16 protein-coding genes, 1 rRNA gene and 1 riboswitch are annotated in these 16,174 nt (G+C 39.4%); of the genes, 16 read left to right on the top strand and 1 reads right to left on the bottom strand.

Features of this window, described 5'->3' with window-relative positions; genetic code table 11:
- From rrf to purD, 14 genes are all read left to right on the top strand, one after another.
- Window positions 1-77, top strand: a 5S ribosomal RNA gene (gene rrf, locus ACFX4R_RS29425); the annotation flags it as partial.
- A 166-nt stretch (window positions 78-243) separates the two neighbouring features.
- Complete coding sequence (locus tag ACFX4R_RS23590; protein ID WP_043975822.1) at window positions 244-444, top strand: NETI motif-containing protein; 201 nt, start codon at window positions 244-246, stop codon at window positions 442-444.
- An 84-nt stretch (window positions 445-528) separates the two neighbouring features.
- Window positions 529-630: riboswitch (purine riboswitch) on the top strand.
- A gap of 129 nt (window positions 631-759) precedes the next feature.
- Complete coding sequence (purE, locus tag ACFX4R_RS23585) at window positions 760-1,248, top strand: 5-(carboxyamino)imidazole ribonucleotide mutase (protein ID WP_013055034.1); 489 nt, start codon at window positions 760-762, stop codon at window positions 1,246-1,248.
- Window positions 1,241-2,386 (top strand): 5-(carboxyamino)imidazole ribonucleotide synthase, encoded by a 1,146-nt coding sequence (gene purK / locus ACFX4R_RS23580; RefSeq protein ID WP_377570500.1) that lies wholly within the window; start codon window positions 1,241-1,243, stop codon window positions 2,384-2,386. The genes purE and purK overlap by 8 nt, the downstream gene beginning before the upstream one ends.
- Window positions 2,383-3,675, top strand: coding sequence for an adenylosuccinate lyase (gene purB / locus ACFX4R_RS23575; RefSeq protein WP_377570498.1), 1,293 nt, complete (start codon window positions 2,383-2,385; stop codon window positions 3,673-3,675). Before purK ends, purB begins: the two co-directional genes overlap by 4 nt.
- Before the next feature lie 74 nt (window positions 3,676-3,749).
- Window positions 3,750-4,457: a phosphoribosylaminoimidazolesuccinocarboxamide synthase gene (purC, locus tag ACFX4R_RS23570; protein WP_013055037.1), complete on the top strand. Its 708-nt coding sequence runs from the start codon at window positions 3,750-3,752 to the stop codon at window positions 4,455-4,457.
- A gap of 7 nt (window positions 4,458-4,464) precedes the next feature.
- Window positions 4,465-4,716, top strand: coding sequence for a phosphoribosylformylglycinamidine synthase subunit PurS (purS, locus tag ACFX4R_RS23565; RefSeq protein ID WP_013055038.1), 252 nt, complete (start codon window positions 4,465-4,467; stop codon window positions 4,714-4,716).
- Window positions 4,713-5,399, top strand: a complete 687-nt coding sequence (purQ, locus tag ACFX4R_RS23560; RefSeq protein WP_013055039.1) for a phosphoribosylformylglycinamidine synthase subunit PurQ — start codon at window positions 4,713-4,715, stop codon at window positions 5,397-5,399. Before purS ends, purQ begins: the two co-directional genes overlap by 4 nt.
- Window positions 5,383-7,614, top strand: coding sequence for a phosphoribosylformylglycinamidine synthase subunit PurL (gene purL / locus ACFX4R_RS23555; protein ID WP_028410200.1), 2,232 nt, complete (start codon window positions 5,383-5,385; stop codon window positions 7,612-7,614). The genes purQ and purL overlap by 17 nt, the downstream gene beginning before the upstream one ends.
- Complete coding sequence (purF, locus tag ACFX4R_RS23550; RefSeq protein ID WP_013055041.1) at window positions 7,590-9,005, top strand: amidophosphoribosyltransferase; 1,416 nt, start codon at window positions 7,590-7,592, stop codon at window positions 9,003-9,005. Before purL ends, purF begins: the two co-directional genes overlap by 25 nt.
- A gap of 26 nt (window positions 9,006-9,031) precedes the next feature.
- Window positions 9,032-10,069 (top strand): phosphoribosylformylglycinamidine cyclo-ligase, encoded by a 1,038-nt coding sequence (gene purM, locus ACFX4R_RS23545; protein WP_013081441.1) that lies wholly within the window; start codon window positions 9,032-9,034, stop codon window positions 10,067-10,069.
- The gene (gene purN / locus ACFX4R_RS23540) at window positions 10,066-10,644 is read left to right on the top strand and encodes a phosphoribosylglycinamide formyltransferase (RefSeq protein ID WP_162215160.1); all 579 of its coding nucleotides are present in this window, start codon (window positions 10,066-10,068) and stop codon (window positions 10,642-10,644) included. The genes purM and purN overlap by 4 nt, the downstream gene beginning before the upstream one ends.
- Window positions 10,645-10,747: 103 nt before the next feature.
- Window positions 10,748-12,286, top strand: a complete 1,539-nt coding sequence (gene purH / locus ACFX4R_RS23535; protein WP_013081443.1) for a bifunctional phosphoribosylaminoimidazolecarboxamide formyltransferase/IMP cyclohydrolase — start codon at window positions 10,748-10,750, stop codon at window positions 12,284-12,286.
- 13 nt (window positions 12,287-12,299) lie between these two features.
- Entirely contained in the window at window positions 12,300-13,574 is a 1,275-nt protein-coding gene (purD, locus tag ACFX4R_RS23530) for a phosphoribosylamine--glycine ligase (RefSeq protein ID WP_025752919.1), read from the top strand.
- Window positions 13,575-13,604: 30 nt separating this feature from the next.
- Here purD and ACFX4R_RS23525 read toward each other — a convergent pair whose 3' ends face one another.
- The gene (locus ACFX4R_RS23525; RefSeq protein WP_016762773.1) at window positions 13,605-13,862 is read right to left on the bottom strand and encodes a YgaP family membrane protein; all 258 of its coding nucleotides are present in this window, start codon (window positions 13,860-13,862) and stop codon (window positions 13,605-13,607) included.
- A gap of 102 nt (window positions 13,863-13,964) precedes the next feature.
- Here ACFX4R_RS23525 and ACFX4R_RS23520 point away from each other — a divergent pair, with 102 nt between their 5' ends.
- Both ACFX4R_RS23520 and ACFX4R_RS23515 read left to right on the top strand, forming a co-directional pair.
- The gene (locus tag ACFX4R_RS23520; RefSeq protein ID WP_025752917.1) at window positions 13,965-15,713 is read left to right on the top strand and encodes an adenine deaminase C-terminal domain-containing protein; all 1,749 of its coding nucleotides are present in this window, start codon (window positions 13,965-13,967) and stop codon (window positions 15,711-15,713) included.
- 147 nt (window positions 15,714-15,860) lie between these two features.
- Window positions 15,861-16,166 carry a YerC/YecD family TrpR-related protein gene (locus tag ACFX4R_RS23515; RefSeq protein WP_013081447.1) on the top strand — a complete coding sequence of 102 codons (306 nt, stop codon included), beginning with the start codon at window positions 15,861-15,863 and terminating at the stop codon, window positions 16,164-16,166.
- Window positions 16,167-16,174 lie beyond the last annotated feature (8 nt).

The raw sequence follows: 16,174 nt of genomic DNA, 5'->3' as shown, positions 1-16,174 counted from the left end.
CCGAACACGGAAGTTAAGCTCTTTAGCGCCAATGGTAGTTGGGACTTTGTCCCTGTGAGAGTAGGACGTTGCCAGGCCAATAAAAAGACTAGTCATTCAATGACTAGTCTTTTTTGTTTCTAAAAATTACAGAGTGAATTTAACTTTTAAATTATGTTACACTATAGTGGATTCATTTAATTTTTTATTATAAAAGTTCTTTTTGACGTTGTAAGAAACTTCTTTCAAACTGGAGGCTGCATTTTGGGTAAGAAATCAAAAAAAGTACTATACGAATTACAGGAAAATGAAACAATCGCAAGTTGTTTAGATCGGATGAAAAAAGATGGGTATATGCCCGTTCGACGCATGGAAAAGCCTATCTTTGAAGAAAAAGAAATAAATGGTAAAAAAGAGTATGTTCCGGTAAAGCAACAGATTATTTTCGAAGGGAAAAGTCTCTAAATACGAACATTTTAATGATAAAAATAGTAAATATTCGATTTTTAGGTTGACTTTTTTCCGGTTTGGCTGTTATTATTAAGTTGTCAATTGAGATATCCGAAACCTCATATAATAGTGGGAATATGGCCCACGAGTTTCTACCCGATGACCGTAAATCATTGGACTATGAGGAGAGTACAATTACTAAATAGGTAAACATGATTCCTTTTCAAAAGGAATGTTGATACATGAAACCTAGGGTAGTTGTGGCTTTCCTTTAGTGAGCCATAACTTTACCCTAGGTTTTTTTATAACGTGAAAAAGGAGCTTTTATTCATGAATGTAAAAGTTGCTGTTGTGATGGGCAGTCAGTCAGACTGGAGTACTATGAAATATGCGTGTGACATTTTAGATGAATTAAATATTGAATATGAAAAGAAAGTTGTATCAGCACATCGAACGCCGGATTATATGTTTGAGTACGCTGAAACTGCTAAAGAACGAGGGATTAAAGTTATTATTGCTGGCGCTGGTGGCGCTGCTCACTTACCTGGTATGATTGCTGCAAAAACAATTTTACCTGTAATAGGTGTACCGGTTAAATCAAGTAACTTAAACGGTTTAGATTCACTTTTATCGATTGTTCAAATGCCAGGCGGCGTACCGGTAGCTACAGTAGCTATTGGAAAAGCTGGTTCTACGAACGCTGGCCTGCTAGCAGCACAAATCTTAGCAACACAGGATCCAACGTTAAGTGATCAACTTGAAAATCGTAGAGAGTCTATTAAATCATCTGTGTTAGAAAGTAGTGATCAACTTGTCTAATTTACTTATACCTCCTGGTAAAACAATTGGAATCGTAGGCGGTGGACAGCTAGGAAGAATGATTGCACTATCTGCTAAAGAAATGGGTTATTACATTGCAGTGCTTGAACCAACAGAAGATTCTCCTTGCGGTCAAGTAGCAGATATTAAAGTCATTGGCAACTATGATGATAGAAAAGCGGTTGAACAGCTTGCTGAAGTGTCAGATGTCATCACCTATGAATTTGAAAACGTTGATGTTGAGATGATGAAATGGCTAGAAACAAAATGCTACGTGCCACAAGGCAGTCATTTACTAGCCATCACACAAAATCGTCGTTTAGAAAAAGAAATGATTACAAAGCTTAATCTAGACGTTCCTGATTACTCAATCGTTACGACTGAAGAAGAACTTTTAAAAGCTGTCGAAACAATTGGTTATCCATGTGTTGTAAAAACTTGCCGAGGCGGATATGACGGTAAAGGGCAAGTTCTAGTGAAAAATGAGAATAATATTCGTGAAGCAGCTGAGCTATTAGCACAGTCGGAATGCATTGTAGAACAATGGATGAACTTAGATAAAGAAGTATCAGTTATTGTACACCGCAATGCAAAAGGCGAAACGGTATGTTTACCAGTAGCTGAGAACATTCATAAGCATCATATTTTGCACCAAACGATTGTTCCGGCACGTATTACAGCAGATCAAGAAGCGAAAGCTCTTCAATATGCGCAAGAAATAGCAAAAGGATTAGAATTAGTTGGTACATTAGCAGTTGAAATGTTCCTAACTGAAGAAGGTCAGCTTTATATAAATGAAATGGCACCTAGACCTCATAATTCAGGTCATTATTCAATCAATGCTTGTGATCTTTCTCAATTTCAGCAGCATGTAAGAGCCATTTGTAACTGGACCCTAGCACAGCCGACTTTATTAAAACCTGCTGTTATGGTTAACCTATTAGGGGAACATATTGAGAACACAATGGCAAAAATCGAATGTTTAGATGATATGCACTTGCATTTGTACGGAAAAAAAGTTGCAAAAGAGAAGAGAAAAATGGGACATATCACGGTATTAGCTGATAAGATAGATGAGGCGATAGAAAAAGCCGAATCTCTAGGAATTTGGGAAAGAACGGAGGACGTAACAACATGATTGAACGTTATACAAGACCAGAAATGGCAGCTATTTGGACAGAAGAAAATAAATTTAAAGCTTGGTTAGAAGTTGAAATTCTAGCTTGCGAAGCATGGTCAGAATTAGGACATATTCCGAAAGAAGATGTAAAGTTAATTCGTCAAAATGCATCTTTTGATATTAACCGCATCAATGAAATTGAACTAGAAACGCGTCATGACGTAGTAGCTTTCACTCGTGCAGTATCTGAAACGCTTGGTGAAGAGCGCAAGTGGGTACACTACGGTTTGACTTCAACTGACGTAGTTGATACAGCTCTATCTTATTTATTAAAGCAAGCTAATGAAATCTTGCTAAGTGACGTAGAGCGCTTTGTAGAAGTACTAAAGGGAAAAGCTCAAGAACATAAGTATACGGTTATGATGGGACGTACGCACGGTGTACACGCTGAGCCAACGACATTTGGTTTGAAAATGGGATTATGGTACGAAGAAATGAAGCGTAACCTAGAGCGTTTAAAACGTGCTGCAGCTGAAGTGGAATTCGGTAAAATGTCAGGAGCAGTTGGAACGTTCGCTAACATCGATCCTTTTGTTGAAAAATACGTATGTGAGAAGTTAGGAATTTCACCAGCACCAATCTCTACGCAAACATTACAGCGTGACCGTCATGCACACTATATGTCAGTACTAGCGTTAATTGCGACATCTATTGAGAAATTTGCAGTAGAAGTTCGCGGTCTTCAAAAGAGTGAAACACGTGAGGTTGAAGAGTACTTTGCAAAAGGTCAAAAAGGATCATCTGCAATGCCTCATAAACGTAATCCAATCGGTTCTGAGAACGTAACGGGACTTGCTCGCTTAATTCGCGGCTATATGGTTACAGCTTATGATAATGTACCGCTTTGGCATGAGCGTGACATCTCTCATTCATCGGCAGAGCGTGTCATCTTACCTGATGCAACGATTGCTTTAAATTACATGTTAAATCGTTTTGCAAACATTGTTAAAAACTTAACAGTATTCCCTGACAATATGAAGCGCAACATGGATCGTACACTAGGATTAATTTACTCACAGCGTGTACTGTTAACACTAATCAATAAAGGCATGGTACGCGAAGAAGCATACGACTTAGTACAGCCAAAAGCAATGGAAGCATGGGAAACGCAAGTTCCTTTCCGTTCTTTAATTGAAGGCGAAGAGCGCATTACTCGCCACTTATCACCAGAAGAGATTGAAGATTGCTTCGATCATAAGCACCATTTAAAAAATGTAGATATGATCTTTGACCGTTTAGGTCTTTAATAAAAAAGGCAAGGCACATCCTTGCCTTTATCTAAGAAAGTGTATCTGAATATTCTGTATGTAGAGGTGACAGCATGGAAAAGCAAGAGTTACTTTATGAAGGAAAAGCGAAAAAAATTTACGCTACTGATGAGCAAGATGTATTGTGGGTTGCTTATAAAAATGAAGCTACAGCATTCAACGGTCAGAAAAAAGCGGAGATTAGCGGAAAAGCACAGTTGAACAATCAAATTAGTAGTTTACTATTTTCAATGTTACATGAGCAAGGGATTACAACTCACTTTGTGAAGCAGCTTTCAGATCATGAACAAGCGGTTAAGAAAGTAGAAATTGTCCCGCTTGAAGTTGTTGTACGAAATGCTACAGCAGGAAGCCTTGCGAAGCGAATTGGCGTAGAAGAAGGTATTCGTTTTGAACAGCCAATCGTTGAACTTTATTACAAAGACGATGCGCTTGGTGATCCATTAATTCTTGCAGAACATGCGATTTTCCTTAAGGCTGCAACTCAAGAAGAGATTGATAGTTTAAAGGCACAAGCACTTCAAATCAACGAAATATTATCGAAATTTTTCAAAGATAAAGATATTTTCTTAGTAGATTTTAAATTAGAATTCGGCCGTACTTCTCAAGGCGACATTATTTTAGCGGATGAAATTTCACCTGACACTTGCCGCTTCTGGGATGTTCATACGAACGAAAAATTAGATAAAGATGTATTCCGCAGAGATTTAGGCGGTTTAACAGAAGCATACGAAAAAATCTTACAGCGAATCGGAGGATAACCCAACCATGTATAAAGTAAAAGTATTTGTCACATTAAGAGAAAGTGTATTAGACCCTCAAGGAGTAGCCGTTAAAAATTCATTGCACCGTATGTCTTATGAAGAAGTAGAAGAAGTACGCATCGGTAAATTTTTAGAGCTAACAATCGACAGCACAGATTCATTAGATGAACGCGTAAAAGAAATGTGTGAAAAGCTTTTAGTTAATACAGTAATTGAAGATTACCGTTACGAGGTTGAGGAGGTTGTCGTACAGTGAAATTTGCTGTAATTGTTTTTCCAGGATCAAACTGTGACGTCGATATGTATCATGCTATCAAAGATGAGCTTGGTGAAGAAGTAGATTACGTTTGGCACGATACAGAATCATTAGATCAATATGATGGTATCTTGCTTCCAGGTGGTTTCTCATATGGAGATTACCTTCGTTCAGGTGCTATCGCTCGTTTCTCAAATGTAATGGACGCTGTAAAAAAAGCAGCAAGCCAAGGAAAGCCAGTACTAGGTGTATGTAATGGATTCCAAATTTTATTAGAAGCAGGATTACTGCCAGGTGCTATGCGCCGTAATGAAAACTTAAAATTCATCTGTAAAACAGTGAATTTGAAAGTAGCTAATAACGAAACAATGTTTACAAATGCTTATGGCAAAGATGAAGTAATTGCTATTCCAGTGGCACACGGTGAAGGCAACTACTATTGTGATGAACACACGTTACAAAAATTGATTGAAAACAACCAGATTCTTTTCCAATACGCAGGTGATAATCCAAACGGAAGTCTTCAAGATATTGCAGGGATTACGAACGAAACAGGCAACGTATTAGGAATGATGCCTCACCCAGAAAGAGCGGTAAGCGATCTTTTAGGAAGCGCGGACGGACTTAAATTATTTCAATCAATCGTAAAGCAGTGGAGGGAACAAAATGTCGTTACTTCTTGAACCAAATGTAGAGCAAATTAAAGAACAAAAGTTATATCGAGACATGGGATTAACAGACGAAGAGTTTGCGAATGTAGAGCAACTGCTTGGTCGTACTCCTAATTATACAGAAACAGGCTTATTCTCTGTTATGTGGTCAGAGCACTGCAGTTATAAAAACTCTAAGCCTGTACTGAAAAAATTCCCTATCACGGGTGAAAAAGTATTACAAGGTCCTGGTGAAGGAGCTGGTATCGTTGATATTGGTGACAACCAAGCCGTTGTATTTAAAATCGAAAGTCATAACCATCCATCAGCGATTGAACCTTATCAAGGAGCAGCAACTGGTGTAGGTGGTATCATTCGTGACGTCTTTTCAATGGGAGCAAGACCGATTGCACTTTTAAACTCTTTGCGTTTTGGTGAATTAACATCTCCAAAGGTTCGTCATTTGTTTGAGGAAGTAGTAGCGGGAATCGCAGGTTACGGTAACTGTGTAGGAATCCCAACAGTAGGCGGAGAAATTCAGTTTGAAGCTTCATATGAAGGAAATCCGCTTGTTAACGCTATGTGTGTGGGTTTAATTAATCACGAAGACATTCAAAAAGGTCAAGCTAAAGGCGTTGGCAACACGGTTATGTACGTAGGAGCAAAAACAGGCCGCGACGGCATCCACGGCGCAACATTTGCTTCTGAAGAACTATCTGATCAGTCAGATGAAAAACGTCCTGCTGTACAAGTAGGAGATCCATTTATGGAAAAACTTCTTCTTGAAGCTTGCTTAGAACTTATCAAGTGTGACGCTTTAGTCGGTATTCAAGATATGGGTGCTGCGGGCTTAACAAGTTCTTCAGCAGAGATGGCAAGTAAAGCGGGTTCTGGTATTGAAATGAACCTTGATCTTGTACCTCAGCGTGAAACAGGTATGACACCATATGAAATGATGCTTTCAGAATCTCAAGAGCGCATGCTTATCGTTGTTGAAAAAGGCCGTGAAAATGAAATCGTAGAAATCGTAGAAAAATACGGATTAGAAGCTGTTTCAGTTGGTCATGTAACCGACGATAAGCGCCTTCGTTTAACTCACAACGGAGAAGTAGTAGCAGATGTTCCTGTAGATGCATTAGCAGAAGATGCACCGGTATACCACAAGCCATCTCAAGAACCAGCATACTATCGTGAGTTCCAAGAGCAGTCAGCATATGCTCCTACTGTTGAAAATCACAGTGATATGTTAGTAACACTTTTAAAACAGCCTACTATTGCAAACAAAGAGTGGGTTTACAACCAATATGACTATCAAGTACGTACAAACACAGTTGTATCTCCTGGATCTGATGCGGCGGTTGTTCGTGTACGTGATACAAATAAAGCATTAGCGATGACAACAGACTGTAACTCTCGCTATTTATACCTAGACCCAGAAGTAGGCGGCCGTATTGCAGTAGCAGAAGCTGCTCGTAACCTTGTATGTTCAGGTGCCCAGCCTCTTGCAATTACAGACTGCTTAAACTTCGGTAACCCTGAAAAACCAGAAATCTTCTGGCAAATTGAAAAAGCAACAGACGGTATGAGCGACGCTTGCCGTGAGCTATCGACTCCGGTTATCGGCGGTAACGTATCTCTTTACAATGAAACAAAAGGTGAAGCAATTTACCCAACTCCTGTTATCGGAATGGTTGGTTTGATCGACGATCTCAACCATATTACAACTCAATATGCGAAGCAAAAAGATGACTTAATCTATGTGATTGGTAAAGCTGAAGCAGAATTCGCAGGTACTGAGCTTCAAAAAGTACTAGAAAACGGTACGGTATTTGGGCATTCACCTAAATTAGATTTAGCAGTTGAAAAAACACGTCAAGATCAGCTTCTTCAAGCAATTCGTGAAGGTGCAGTTCAATCTGCTCACGATATTGCAGAAGGAGGATTCGCGGTAGCCCTAGCTGAAAAAGTGATGAACGGCAGCGGATTAGGTGTGGACGTAACGGTAGACGGCGAAGCAACAGCAGAGCTATTCAGTGAAACACAATCGCGTTTTATCGTAACGGTTTCTCCAGAGAATAAAGAAAAATTCGAAATGCTTGTACAAGATGTAACATTAGTAGGACGCGTAACAGAAGACGCAACATTAACTGTTAAACATCAAGAAAATGTTCTTGTTCAATTATCAGTTGAAGAATTAACTACTGCTTGGAAAGGAGCGCTTCCATGCTTGCTGAAATCAAAGGCTTAAACGAAGAATGTGGCGTATTCGGTGTATGGGGACATGAAAATGCAAGCCAGATTGCTTATTACGGTTTGCATAGCTTGCAGCACCGCGGACAAGAAGGCGCTGGTATTGCTGTAACAGACGGAGAAAAAGTGACAGTAATGAAAGGTGTCGGTCTTGTTAACGAAGTATTTGGCCACGGAGAGTTAGAGCAACTAAACGGTAAAGCAGCAATTGGACACGTTCGTTATGCAACAGCTGGAGGCGGAGGGTTTGAAAATGTTCAACCCCTTCACTTCCGCTCTCATAGCGGAAGCCTTGCGTTAGCTCATAATGGAAACTTGGTTAATGCAAATGCATTAAAGCATCAGCTGGAAAACCAAGGGAGTATTTTTCAATCAACATCGGATACAGAAGTACTTGCTCATTTAATTAAACGAAGCGGCTATGAAGATATGAAAGATAAAGTAAAAAATGCTTTATCAATGGTTAAAGGCGCATACGCATTCGTTATCTTAACAGAAGATACGATGATGGTTGCACTTGACCCTCACGGATTGCGTCCGTTATCAATTGGACGATTAGGTGATGCTTATGTAGTAGCTTCTGAAACATGTGCGTTCGATATCGTTGGAGCAGTTCATGAGCGTGATGTAGAGCCGGGTGAATTACTCATTATTAACGATGAAGGTATTCAATCAGAACGTTTCACATTAAATGTAAACCGCGCAATTTGCAGTATGGAATATATTTATTTCTCAAGACCAGATAGTAATATTGATGGAATCAATGTTCACTCTGCTCGTAAAAACCTTGGGAAACAACTTGCAGTTGAGTCACCGATTGAGGCAGACGTTGTAACAGGCGTTCCTGATTCAAGTATTTCAGCAGCGATCGGTTTTGCAGAACAGTCAGGAATTCCATACGAATTAGGTTTAATTAAGAATCGATACGTAGGCCGTACATTCATTCAGCCTTCACAAGAATTGCGTGAACAAGGTGTAAAAATGAAGCTGTCTCCTGTACGTAAAATTGTAGAGGGTAAACGTGTTGTCATGGTAGATGATTCTATCGTTCGCGGCACAACAAGCCGTCGCATTGTTCGTATGCTTCGAGAAGCAGGAGCAACTGAAGTACATGTACGCATCAGTTCACCCCCTATCAAAAATCCATGTTTTTATGGAATTGACACGTCGTCATCCTCTGAGCTAATTGCTGCTACGCGCTCTGTTGAAGAAATTCGTGAATTGATTGAAGCTGATTCACTTGTTTTCTTAAGCAACGAAGGGTTAGTAGATGCAATCGGCAGACAGTATGAAGGCAACGGCGGACAGTGTATGGCATGTTTCACTGGAAAGTATCCAACTGAAATTTATCCAGATACTGTACACCCTCATGAAAAGGTAACTTGTTAGTTTTAACGTAAAAAAGGAGTGACAACATGTCATATTCATATAAACAAGCTGGAGTTGACTTAGAAGCAGGATATGAAGCTGTTTCACGTATTAAAAAGCACGTAGAACGCACTGCTCGTGCAGGTATTATGGGAACAGTCGGCGGCTTTGGCGGAATGTTCGATTTATCTACATTGAATTTAAAAGAGCCTGTTCTTGTTTCTGGTACAGATGGAGTAGGAACAAAATTGAAACTTGCTTTTCAGATGGATAAGCATGACACAATCGGTGTGGATGCAGTGGCCATGTGTGTAAACGACGTTTTAGCACAAGGAGCAGAGCCTCTTTACTTCTTAGATTATATTGCTTGCGGGAAAGCAGTTCCTGAAAAAATTGAATCGATTGTAAAAGGAATTGCAGACGGCTGTGAACAATCCAACTGTGCGTTAATTGGCGGAGAAACAGCTGAAATGCCAGGTTTATACGAAGAAGATGAATATGATCTTGCAGGGTTTACAGTAGGAGCAGTAGAAAAGTCAGAAATTATTACTGGAGATGAGATTAAAGCTGGACAGCTGTTAATCGGTATTTCATCTAGCGGTATCCACAGCAATGGCTACTCTCTTGTACGTAAAATCGTTGATGATCAAGGATTAAATCTTCAAGAAACTTACGCTGGTTTTAACGAAAAGCTTGGAGTTGAGTTATTAACACCAACAAAAATATACGTGAAGCCGGTCCTAAAAGCATTACATGCAGCTAAGATTGCAGGTATGGCTCATATTACTGGAGGCGGATTTGTTGAAAATATCCCTCGTATGCTTCCTGAAGGTTTAGGTGTAGAAATCGATTACGGTTCTTGGCCAATTCCATACGTGTTTGATTTCCTTGAAGAGCAAGGCAAGCTAGACCGTAAAGAAATGTTCGAAGTATTTAACATGGGAATCGGATTTGTTTTAGCTGTTGAACCTGAAGATATGAATAAAGTCATTGAAGCAATTGAAAACGAAGGCGAAAAAGCATTTGTTATCGGACGTGTCAAAGAAGGAACAGGTGTTGAATTTGCTGGAGGGACGTTTGCATGATAAATATTGCAGTGTTTGCTTCTGGAAACGGCAGTAACTTTCAATCCGTCTACGAAGCGACTCAGTCAGGTCGATTAAAAGCAAATATCGCGCTTGTTGTTTGCAATAAACCCGATGCATACGTAATTGAACGAGCAAAAGCATGTGGAATACCATGCTTTGTTTGTTCGCCTAAAGACTATGAAAATAAAGAAGCGTATGAAGCAGCAATTCTTGCAGAGCTTACATCAGCTAAAGTAGAATTTCTTGTTTTAGCAGGATATATGCGATTAGTTGGTTCGACGTTGCTTAAGCCATACAAAAATCGTATTGTTAATATTCATCCGTCGCTTTTACCTGCATTTCCTGGGATTGATGCTATTGGTCAAGCTTTTGATGCAGGAGTAAAAGTGATTGGAATTACCGTGCATTTTGTAGATGAAGGAATGGATACAGGACCAATTATTGATCAGCAGGCTATTCGCATTGAAAAAGGCGATACAAGAGAAACAGTCGAGGCCCGCATTCATGAAATTGAACATCAATTTTATCCCGCGGTACTAAATGAATTATTTGAACAAGCCGCAGTTAAATAAATAGGATGTAACCTTGTCAAAAAAGTTTTAATCCTTTACTATGGTAGAGTAGTAGTGAAAGAAAGATTTTAAATGAGAGATCGGATCAGGAGGAGTTTACAAAATGACAGCAAAACGCGCACTTATTAGCGTATCTGATAAAGAAGGTATTGTTTCATTTGCACAAGAATTAAAGGACTTAGGAGTAGAAATTATTTCAACTGGCGGTACAAAACGTACACTAGAAGAAAACGGCATTGACGTTATCGGAATTTCTGAAGTAACTGATTTCCCAGAAATTTTAGACGGTCGTTTAAAAACATTGCATCCTAACGTTCACGGTGCTTTATTAGCGTTACGCGATAACGAAGAGCATCAAGCACAAATGAAAGAGCATAATATCTCGCCAATCGACTTTGTAGTTGTAAACTTATATCCATTTAAAAAGACAATTGAAAAAGAGGATGTAACGCTTGCTGAAGCGATTGAGAATATTGACATCGGTGGACCTACAATGCTTCGTTCAGCTGCGAAAAACTATCGTTCTGTCTCAGTTGTAGTAGATCCAAGCGATTACGCAACCGTAGTAGAAGAGTTAAAAGCTGATGGCAATGTTTCATTTGAAACCAATCAACGATTAGCAGCAAAAGTATTCCGTCATACGGCAGCTTATGATGCATTAATCGCTGAATACTTAACAAACATTACAGGTGAAACAACTCCTGAGAAATTAACAGTAACGTATGAGCGTGTTCAAGGCTTACGATACGGAGAAAATCCTCACCAACAAGCTTCTTTCTATAAAAAGCCGTTAACACAAAAAGGTTCTATTGCAACAGCTACGCAGCTGCATGGAAAAGAGTTATCATACAATAATATCAACGATGCAAATGCAGCTCTTCAAATCGTAAAAGAATTCAAAGAGCCGGCTATCGTAGCGATCAAACATATGAATCCTTGCGGTGTAGGTGTGGGTGAAACAATTGCTCAAGCTTATCAAAAAGCATACGAAGCGGATCCTACATCTATCTTTGGCGGTATCGTAGCAGCTAACCGTCCTATCGACCGTGAAACGGCTATTCAGTTAAAAGAAATTTTCTTAGAAATCATCATTGCGCCTGCGTTCGATCAAGAAGCATTAGATGTATTAACAGCTAAGAAAAACCTTCGTTTACTAACGATAGAGCTTGATGAAAAAGCAGAAAAAGAAGCTTTCTTAACATCTGTAAAAGGCGGCGTTCTTGTTCAGGATGAAGATGTGTTCGGATTTGATGATGCAACGATTACTGTTCCAACGAAACGCGAGCCAACAGAAAAAGAGTGGGCAGATTTAAAATTAGCATGGAAAGTTGTTAAAAATGTTAAGTCTAATGCTATTGTACTTGCAAAAGATGACATGACAATTGGCGTAGGGGCTGGTCAAATGAATCGTGTAGGCGCTGCAAAAATTGCGATTGAACAAGCTGGTGAAAAAGCACAAGGTTCAGCTTTAGGTTCAGATGCGTTCTTCCCAATGGGCGATACAGTAGAAGCAGCAGCTAAAGCAGGAATTACAGCGATTATTCAGCCAGGCGGATCAATTCGTGATGAAGAGTCAATTGCAAAAGCAGATGAATACGGCATTGCAATGGTATTTACAGGCGTAAGACATTTTAAACATTAATGAGGTGAAGAACGTGAATGTTTTAGTTATTGGAAAAGGCGGAAGAGAGCATACAATTGCATGGAAAGCTTCAAAAAGTCCACTTGTTAACGAAGTGTTTGTAGCACCAGGAAATCCGGGCATGAGAGATGTGGCAACGATTGTACCAATCGATGAAAGCAGCCAAGAAGAGCTTGTGCTATTTGCAAAAGAAAACAAGATTGGATTAACAATTGTTGGACCAGAAAATCCGCTAATTGAAGGCATTGTTGATCGATTTGAACAAGAAGGTCTTCCAGTCTTTGGACCGCGCAAACAAGCAGCGATGATTGAAGGAAGCAAAAGCTTTGCAAAAGAGCTCATGAAAAAGTATGATATTCCAACCGCAGCGTATGAAACATTTACGTCTTACGAGGAAGCAAAAGCATATGTGGAAAAGCAAGGCGCTCCAATTGTTATTAAAGCAGACGGCTTAGCGGCTGGTAAAGGTGTAACTGTTGCTTTAACAGTGGAAGAAGCTGTAGATACATTACGTGATTTTCTAGTTGACCAAAAATTTAAAGAAGCAAGTGCAAAAGTAGTTGTAGAAGAATTTTTGGATGGTGAAGAATTTTCATTAATGGCATTTGTACGCGGTACAAATGTATATCCAATGGTAATTGCACAAGATCATAAGCGTGCTTTTGACGGCGATCAAGGACCAAACACAGGAGGCATGGGAGCTTACTCTCCTGTTCCGCAAATCAGTGATGCAGAAGTACAAGAGGCTGTAGAAAACATCTTACTTCCAATGGCTAAAGGATTAGCTGAAGAAGGCTGTGAGTATACAGGAATTCTATATGCTGGTCTGATTCAAACACAAAAAGGACCAAAAGTTATTGAATTTAATGCGCGTTTTGGAGATCCGGAAACCCAGGTTGTACTGCCGCGTATGAAAAGCGATTTAGTCGATGTGCTTCTTCGCATTTTGAAAGAAGAAAAAGTAGAAATTGAATGGGATGATGAAGCAGCTATCGGAATCGTATTAGCAGCAGCAGGCTACCCAGAAGATTATCAAAAGGGTGCGCCAATTAACGGATTGGATGCGATTAGTGAAGACGCGCTTGTTTTCCACGCTGGTACAGCTTTAGAAAACGACACATACGTTTCAAACGGCGGCCGTGTTCTATTAGTAGGTGCTAAAGGAGCAACTCTTCAAGAAGCGCAGCAAGAAGTATACAAGCAAATGGCTCATATCGATGTAGAAAAAGGCTTTTTCTATCGTAAAGACATCGGCCATCGTGCATTAACAAAAGCAGCTTTAAAATAAAAAAGGAGAGCTCCGGCTCTCCTTTTTACCTTATGAAGGATTATACGTTTCTTCATTTCCATTTGGATGGTGTTCATGTTCATCATGTTTTTGACATGAATCATATGCGTACGTAAGAGGGCAAAAACGCGTGATGCCTTCTGCCACTTTTAAAGCTCCCATTAATCCTAAGAAGATGTATGAATCTTTGTACGGTCTGCGAGATAAACGAGATGTTGTCCAAGAAAGAAGGGTAAAGCCCAGTGTAAGTCGAATTAATGCGTTAACAATACCGATATTTGGTTTCATGTTTTATCACCTTTATTCATAAAATTAATAACAGTTTCTGAATGCGTTTACATCAAGGATATGTTACGATAAAAATACATAGTAAATTAGGGGGAATTTAGCATGCCGGAACAAAGATACCGCTGGAAAAGCAAACATATTAGACAGCAGCTCTTAGTATTAAACGGTCAAAAAGCACCAACTATTGTCTTAAAAGATGCAACATATTTGAACGCTCGAATGAAGCAGTGGAAAAAAGCACATATTTGGGTTTACCAAGATCGTATTGTATACGTCGGCTCAGAGATGCCTAAGCACACAGACGCTTCTACAGAGATTATAGACTGCAGTGAGAAATATGTGGTTCCTGGGTATATTGAGCCGCATGTTCACCCGTTTCAGTTATATAATCCCCAGACTTTTTCCCAATATGCAGCCAAGCACGGAACAACGACTTTATTTAATGACAATTTAATTCTCGCTTTACAGCTCGAACAAAAAACGGCGTTTTCATTGATTGAAGAAATGAAAACGTTACCACAATCGCTGTATTGGTGGTGCAGATTTGATTCGCAGACGGAAATTGATGAAGAGGCTGACATCTTCTCACATACGAACATTACTTCTTGGCTACAAAATGAAGCTGTCTTACAAGGAGGCGAACTGACAAGTTGGCCGAAGCTTTTAGACGGAGATGATTTAATGCTTCACTGGGTTCAAGAGACAAAACGGATGAGAAAGCACATTGAAGGACATTTTCCAGGGGCGTCAGCATTTACCTTGGCAAAAATGAAATTGCTCGGAGCAGACAGCGATCATGAGTCTATGACGGGGGAAGATGTTGTTGCTCGGTTAACACAAGGCTATGACGTTGCTTTGCGCCACTCTTCAATTCGGCCGGATTTGCCAAAATTGCTGCAGGAGTTAAAAGAGCTGCAGGTAGATTACTTTGACCATATTACGATGAATACAGACGGTTCTCCGCCTTCTTTTTACCAAAATGGCGTGTCAGATATGTTAATTACATTAGCTATTTCAGAAGGGGTTCCCGTGTTAGATGCTTATAATATGGTGTCTGTAAATATTGCTCGCTATTATAACATGGAACATTTGCACGGGCATGTAGCAACAGGCTGTGTGGCTAATATTAATATTTTAGAAGATCCTATGCGGCCTACTCCGGTCTCTGTGCTAGCAAAAGGAAAGTGGATGAAAAAAGAAGGCAAAGAACAAGCATTAGCCTCAGTAGAATTTCCTTGGGAAAAGTTTGGTTTTTCACCGTTAAAGTTGGACTTTGATTTAACGATGGACGATTTTCAATTTTCAATGCCAGTAGGCGTAAAAATGAAAAATGCTGTTATTATGGAGCCGTATTCAATTCACTTGAATGTGAGCGGAGATGTATTAGCCTCTGATCATGATGAAAGTTTTTTAGTGCTTGTGGACCGAGAAGGCAAGTGGCGGATCAATACGCTGTTAAAAGGATTTGCGACAAATGTATCGGGACTGGCAAGTTCATTTTCAAATACAGGTGATTTTATTTTAATTGGAAAATCGAAAAAAGATATGATGTGTGCATTTAAACGTATGAAAGAAATTGGAGGCGGTATTGTCATTACAGAAGATGAGAAAGTAGTATACGAACTGGATCTTCCGTTAAAAGGAGTCATGTCGAATCTGCCGATGGAGGAATTAAGTAAACGAGAGGTAGAACTCAAAAAAGTGCTGGGTGAGCGAGGATACAAGCACGATGATCCTGTCTATTCACTGCTGTTCTTTTCGTCTACACATTTGCCCTATATTCGTATCACGCCAGTAGGAATTTATGATGTTATGAATAAAAAAGTACTTTTTCCGTCTATAATGCGTTAAAATATAAAAGTATCAAAGGAATTTGAAATTTGTATGAAATTGGCTGTCTTCATACAGAATGAATGTATGTGCAAATAAATATAGAAACTGTATTTTATAGATAGAAACAACCAGTAAAGAAAGCCAATGATAAAGGAGTTCGATACGATGCAAATCAACAAACTACGAGGAAAAGAATTAGATCAGCTATTTCAAGCGATTTTATCATTAGAAAACCTTGAAGAATGCTATCAATTTTTTGATGACCTATGTACAGTTAATGAAATTCAATCATTAGCACAGCGCTTAGAAGTAGCAAGAATGCTGAGAGAAGGCAACACGTACCATAAAATTGAGACGGAAACTGGAGCAAGCACAGCGACTATTTCCCGTGTTAAACGCTGCTTGAATTATGGAAGCGATGCGTATCAAATGGTGTTAGAACGCCTTCAAGAAGATTCAAATCAAAAGTAAAGCGTATG

The sequence above is a fragment of the Priestia sp. YIM B13490 genome, assembly GCF_042787735.1.
GTDB classification, from domain to species: domain Bacteria; phylum Bacillota; class Bacilli; order Bacillales; family Bacillaceae_H; genus Priestia; species Priestia megaterium.
This window is presented reverse-complemented; position numbering and strand designations above follow the sequence as displayed.

Excerpts from the sequence above, each read along its gene's own strand:
- purE (WP_013055034.1), top strand. The coding sequence starts at position 760 with ATGAATGTAAAAGTTGCTGTTGTGATGGGCAGTCAGTCAGACTGGAGT.
- purB (WP_377570498.1), top strand. The coding sequence starts at position 2,383 with ATGATTGAACGTTATACAAGACCAGAAATGGCAGCTATTTGGACAGAA.
- purC (WP_013055037.1), top strand. The coding sequence starts at position 3,750 with ATGGAAAAGCAAGAGTTACTTTATGAAGGAAAAGCGAAAAAAATTTAC.
- purS (WP_013055038.1), top strand. The coding sequence starts at position 4,465 with ATGTATAAAGTAAAAGTATTTGTCACATTAAGAGAAAGTGTATTAGAC.
- purL (WP_028410200.1), top strand. The coding sequence starts at position 5,383 with ATGTCGTTACTTCTTGAACCAAATGTAGAGCAAATTAAAGAACAAAAG.
- purF (WP_013055041.1), top strand. The coding sequence starts at position 7,590 with ATGCTTGCTGAAATCAAAGGCTTAAACGAAGAATGTGGCGTATTCGGT.
- purM (WP_013081441.1), top strand. The coding sequence starts at position 9,032 with ATGTCATATTCATATAAACAAGCTGGAGTTGACTTAGAAGCAGGATAT.
- purN (WP_162215160.1), top strand. The coding sequence starts at position 10,066 with ATGATAAATATTGCAGTGTTTGCTTCTGGAAACGGCAGTAACTTTCAA.
- purH (WP_013081443.1), top strand. The coding sequence starts at position 10,748 with ATGACAGCAAAACGCGCACTTATTAGCGTATCTGATAAAGAAGGTATT.
- ACFX4R_RS23525 (WP_016762773.1), bottom strand. The coding sequence starts at position 13,862 with ATGAAACCAAATATCGGTATTGTTAACGCATTAATTCGACTTACACTG.
- ACFX4R_RS23520 (WP_025752917.1), top strand. The coding sequence starts at position 13,965 with ATGCCGGAACAAAGATACCGCTGGAAAAGCAAACATATTAGACAGCAG.
- ACFX4R_RS23515 (WP_013081447.1), top strand. The coding sequence starts at position 15,861 with ATGCAAATCAACAAACTACGAGGAAAAGAATTAGATCAGCTATTTCAA.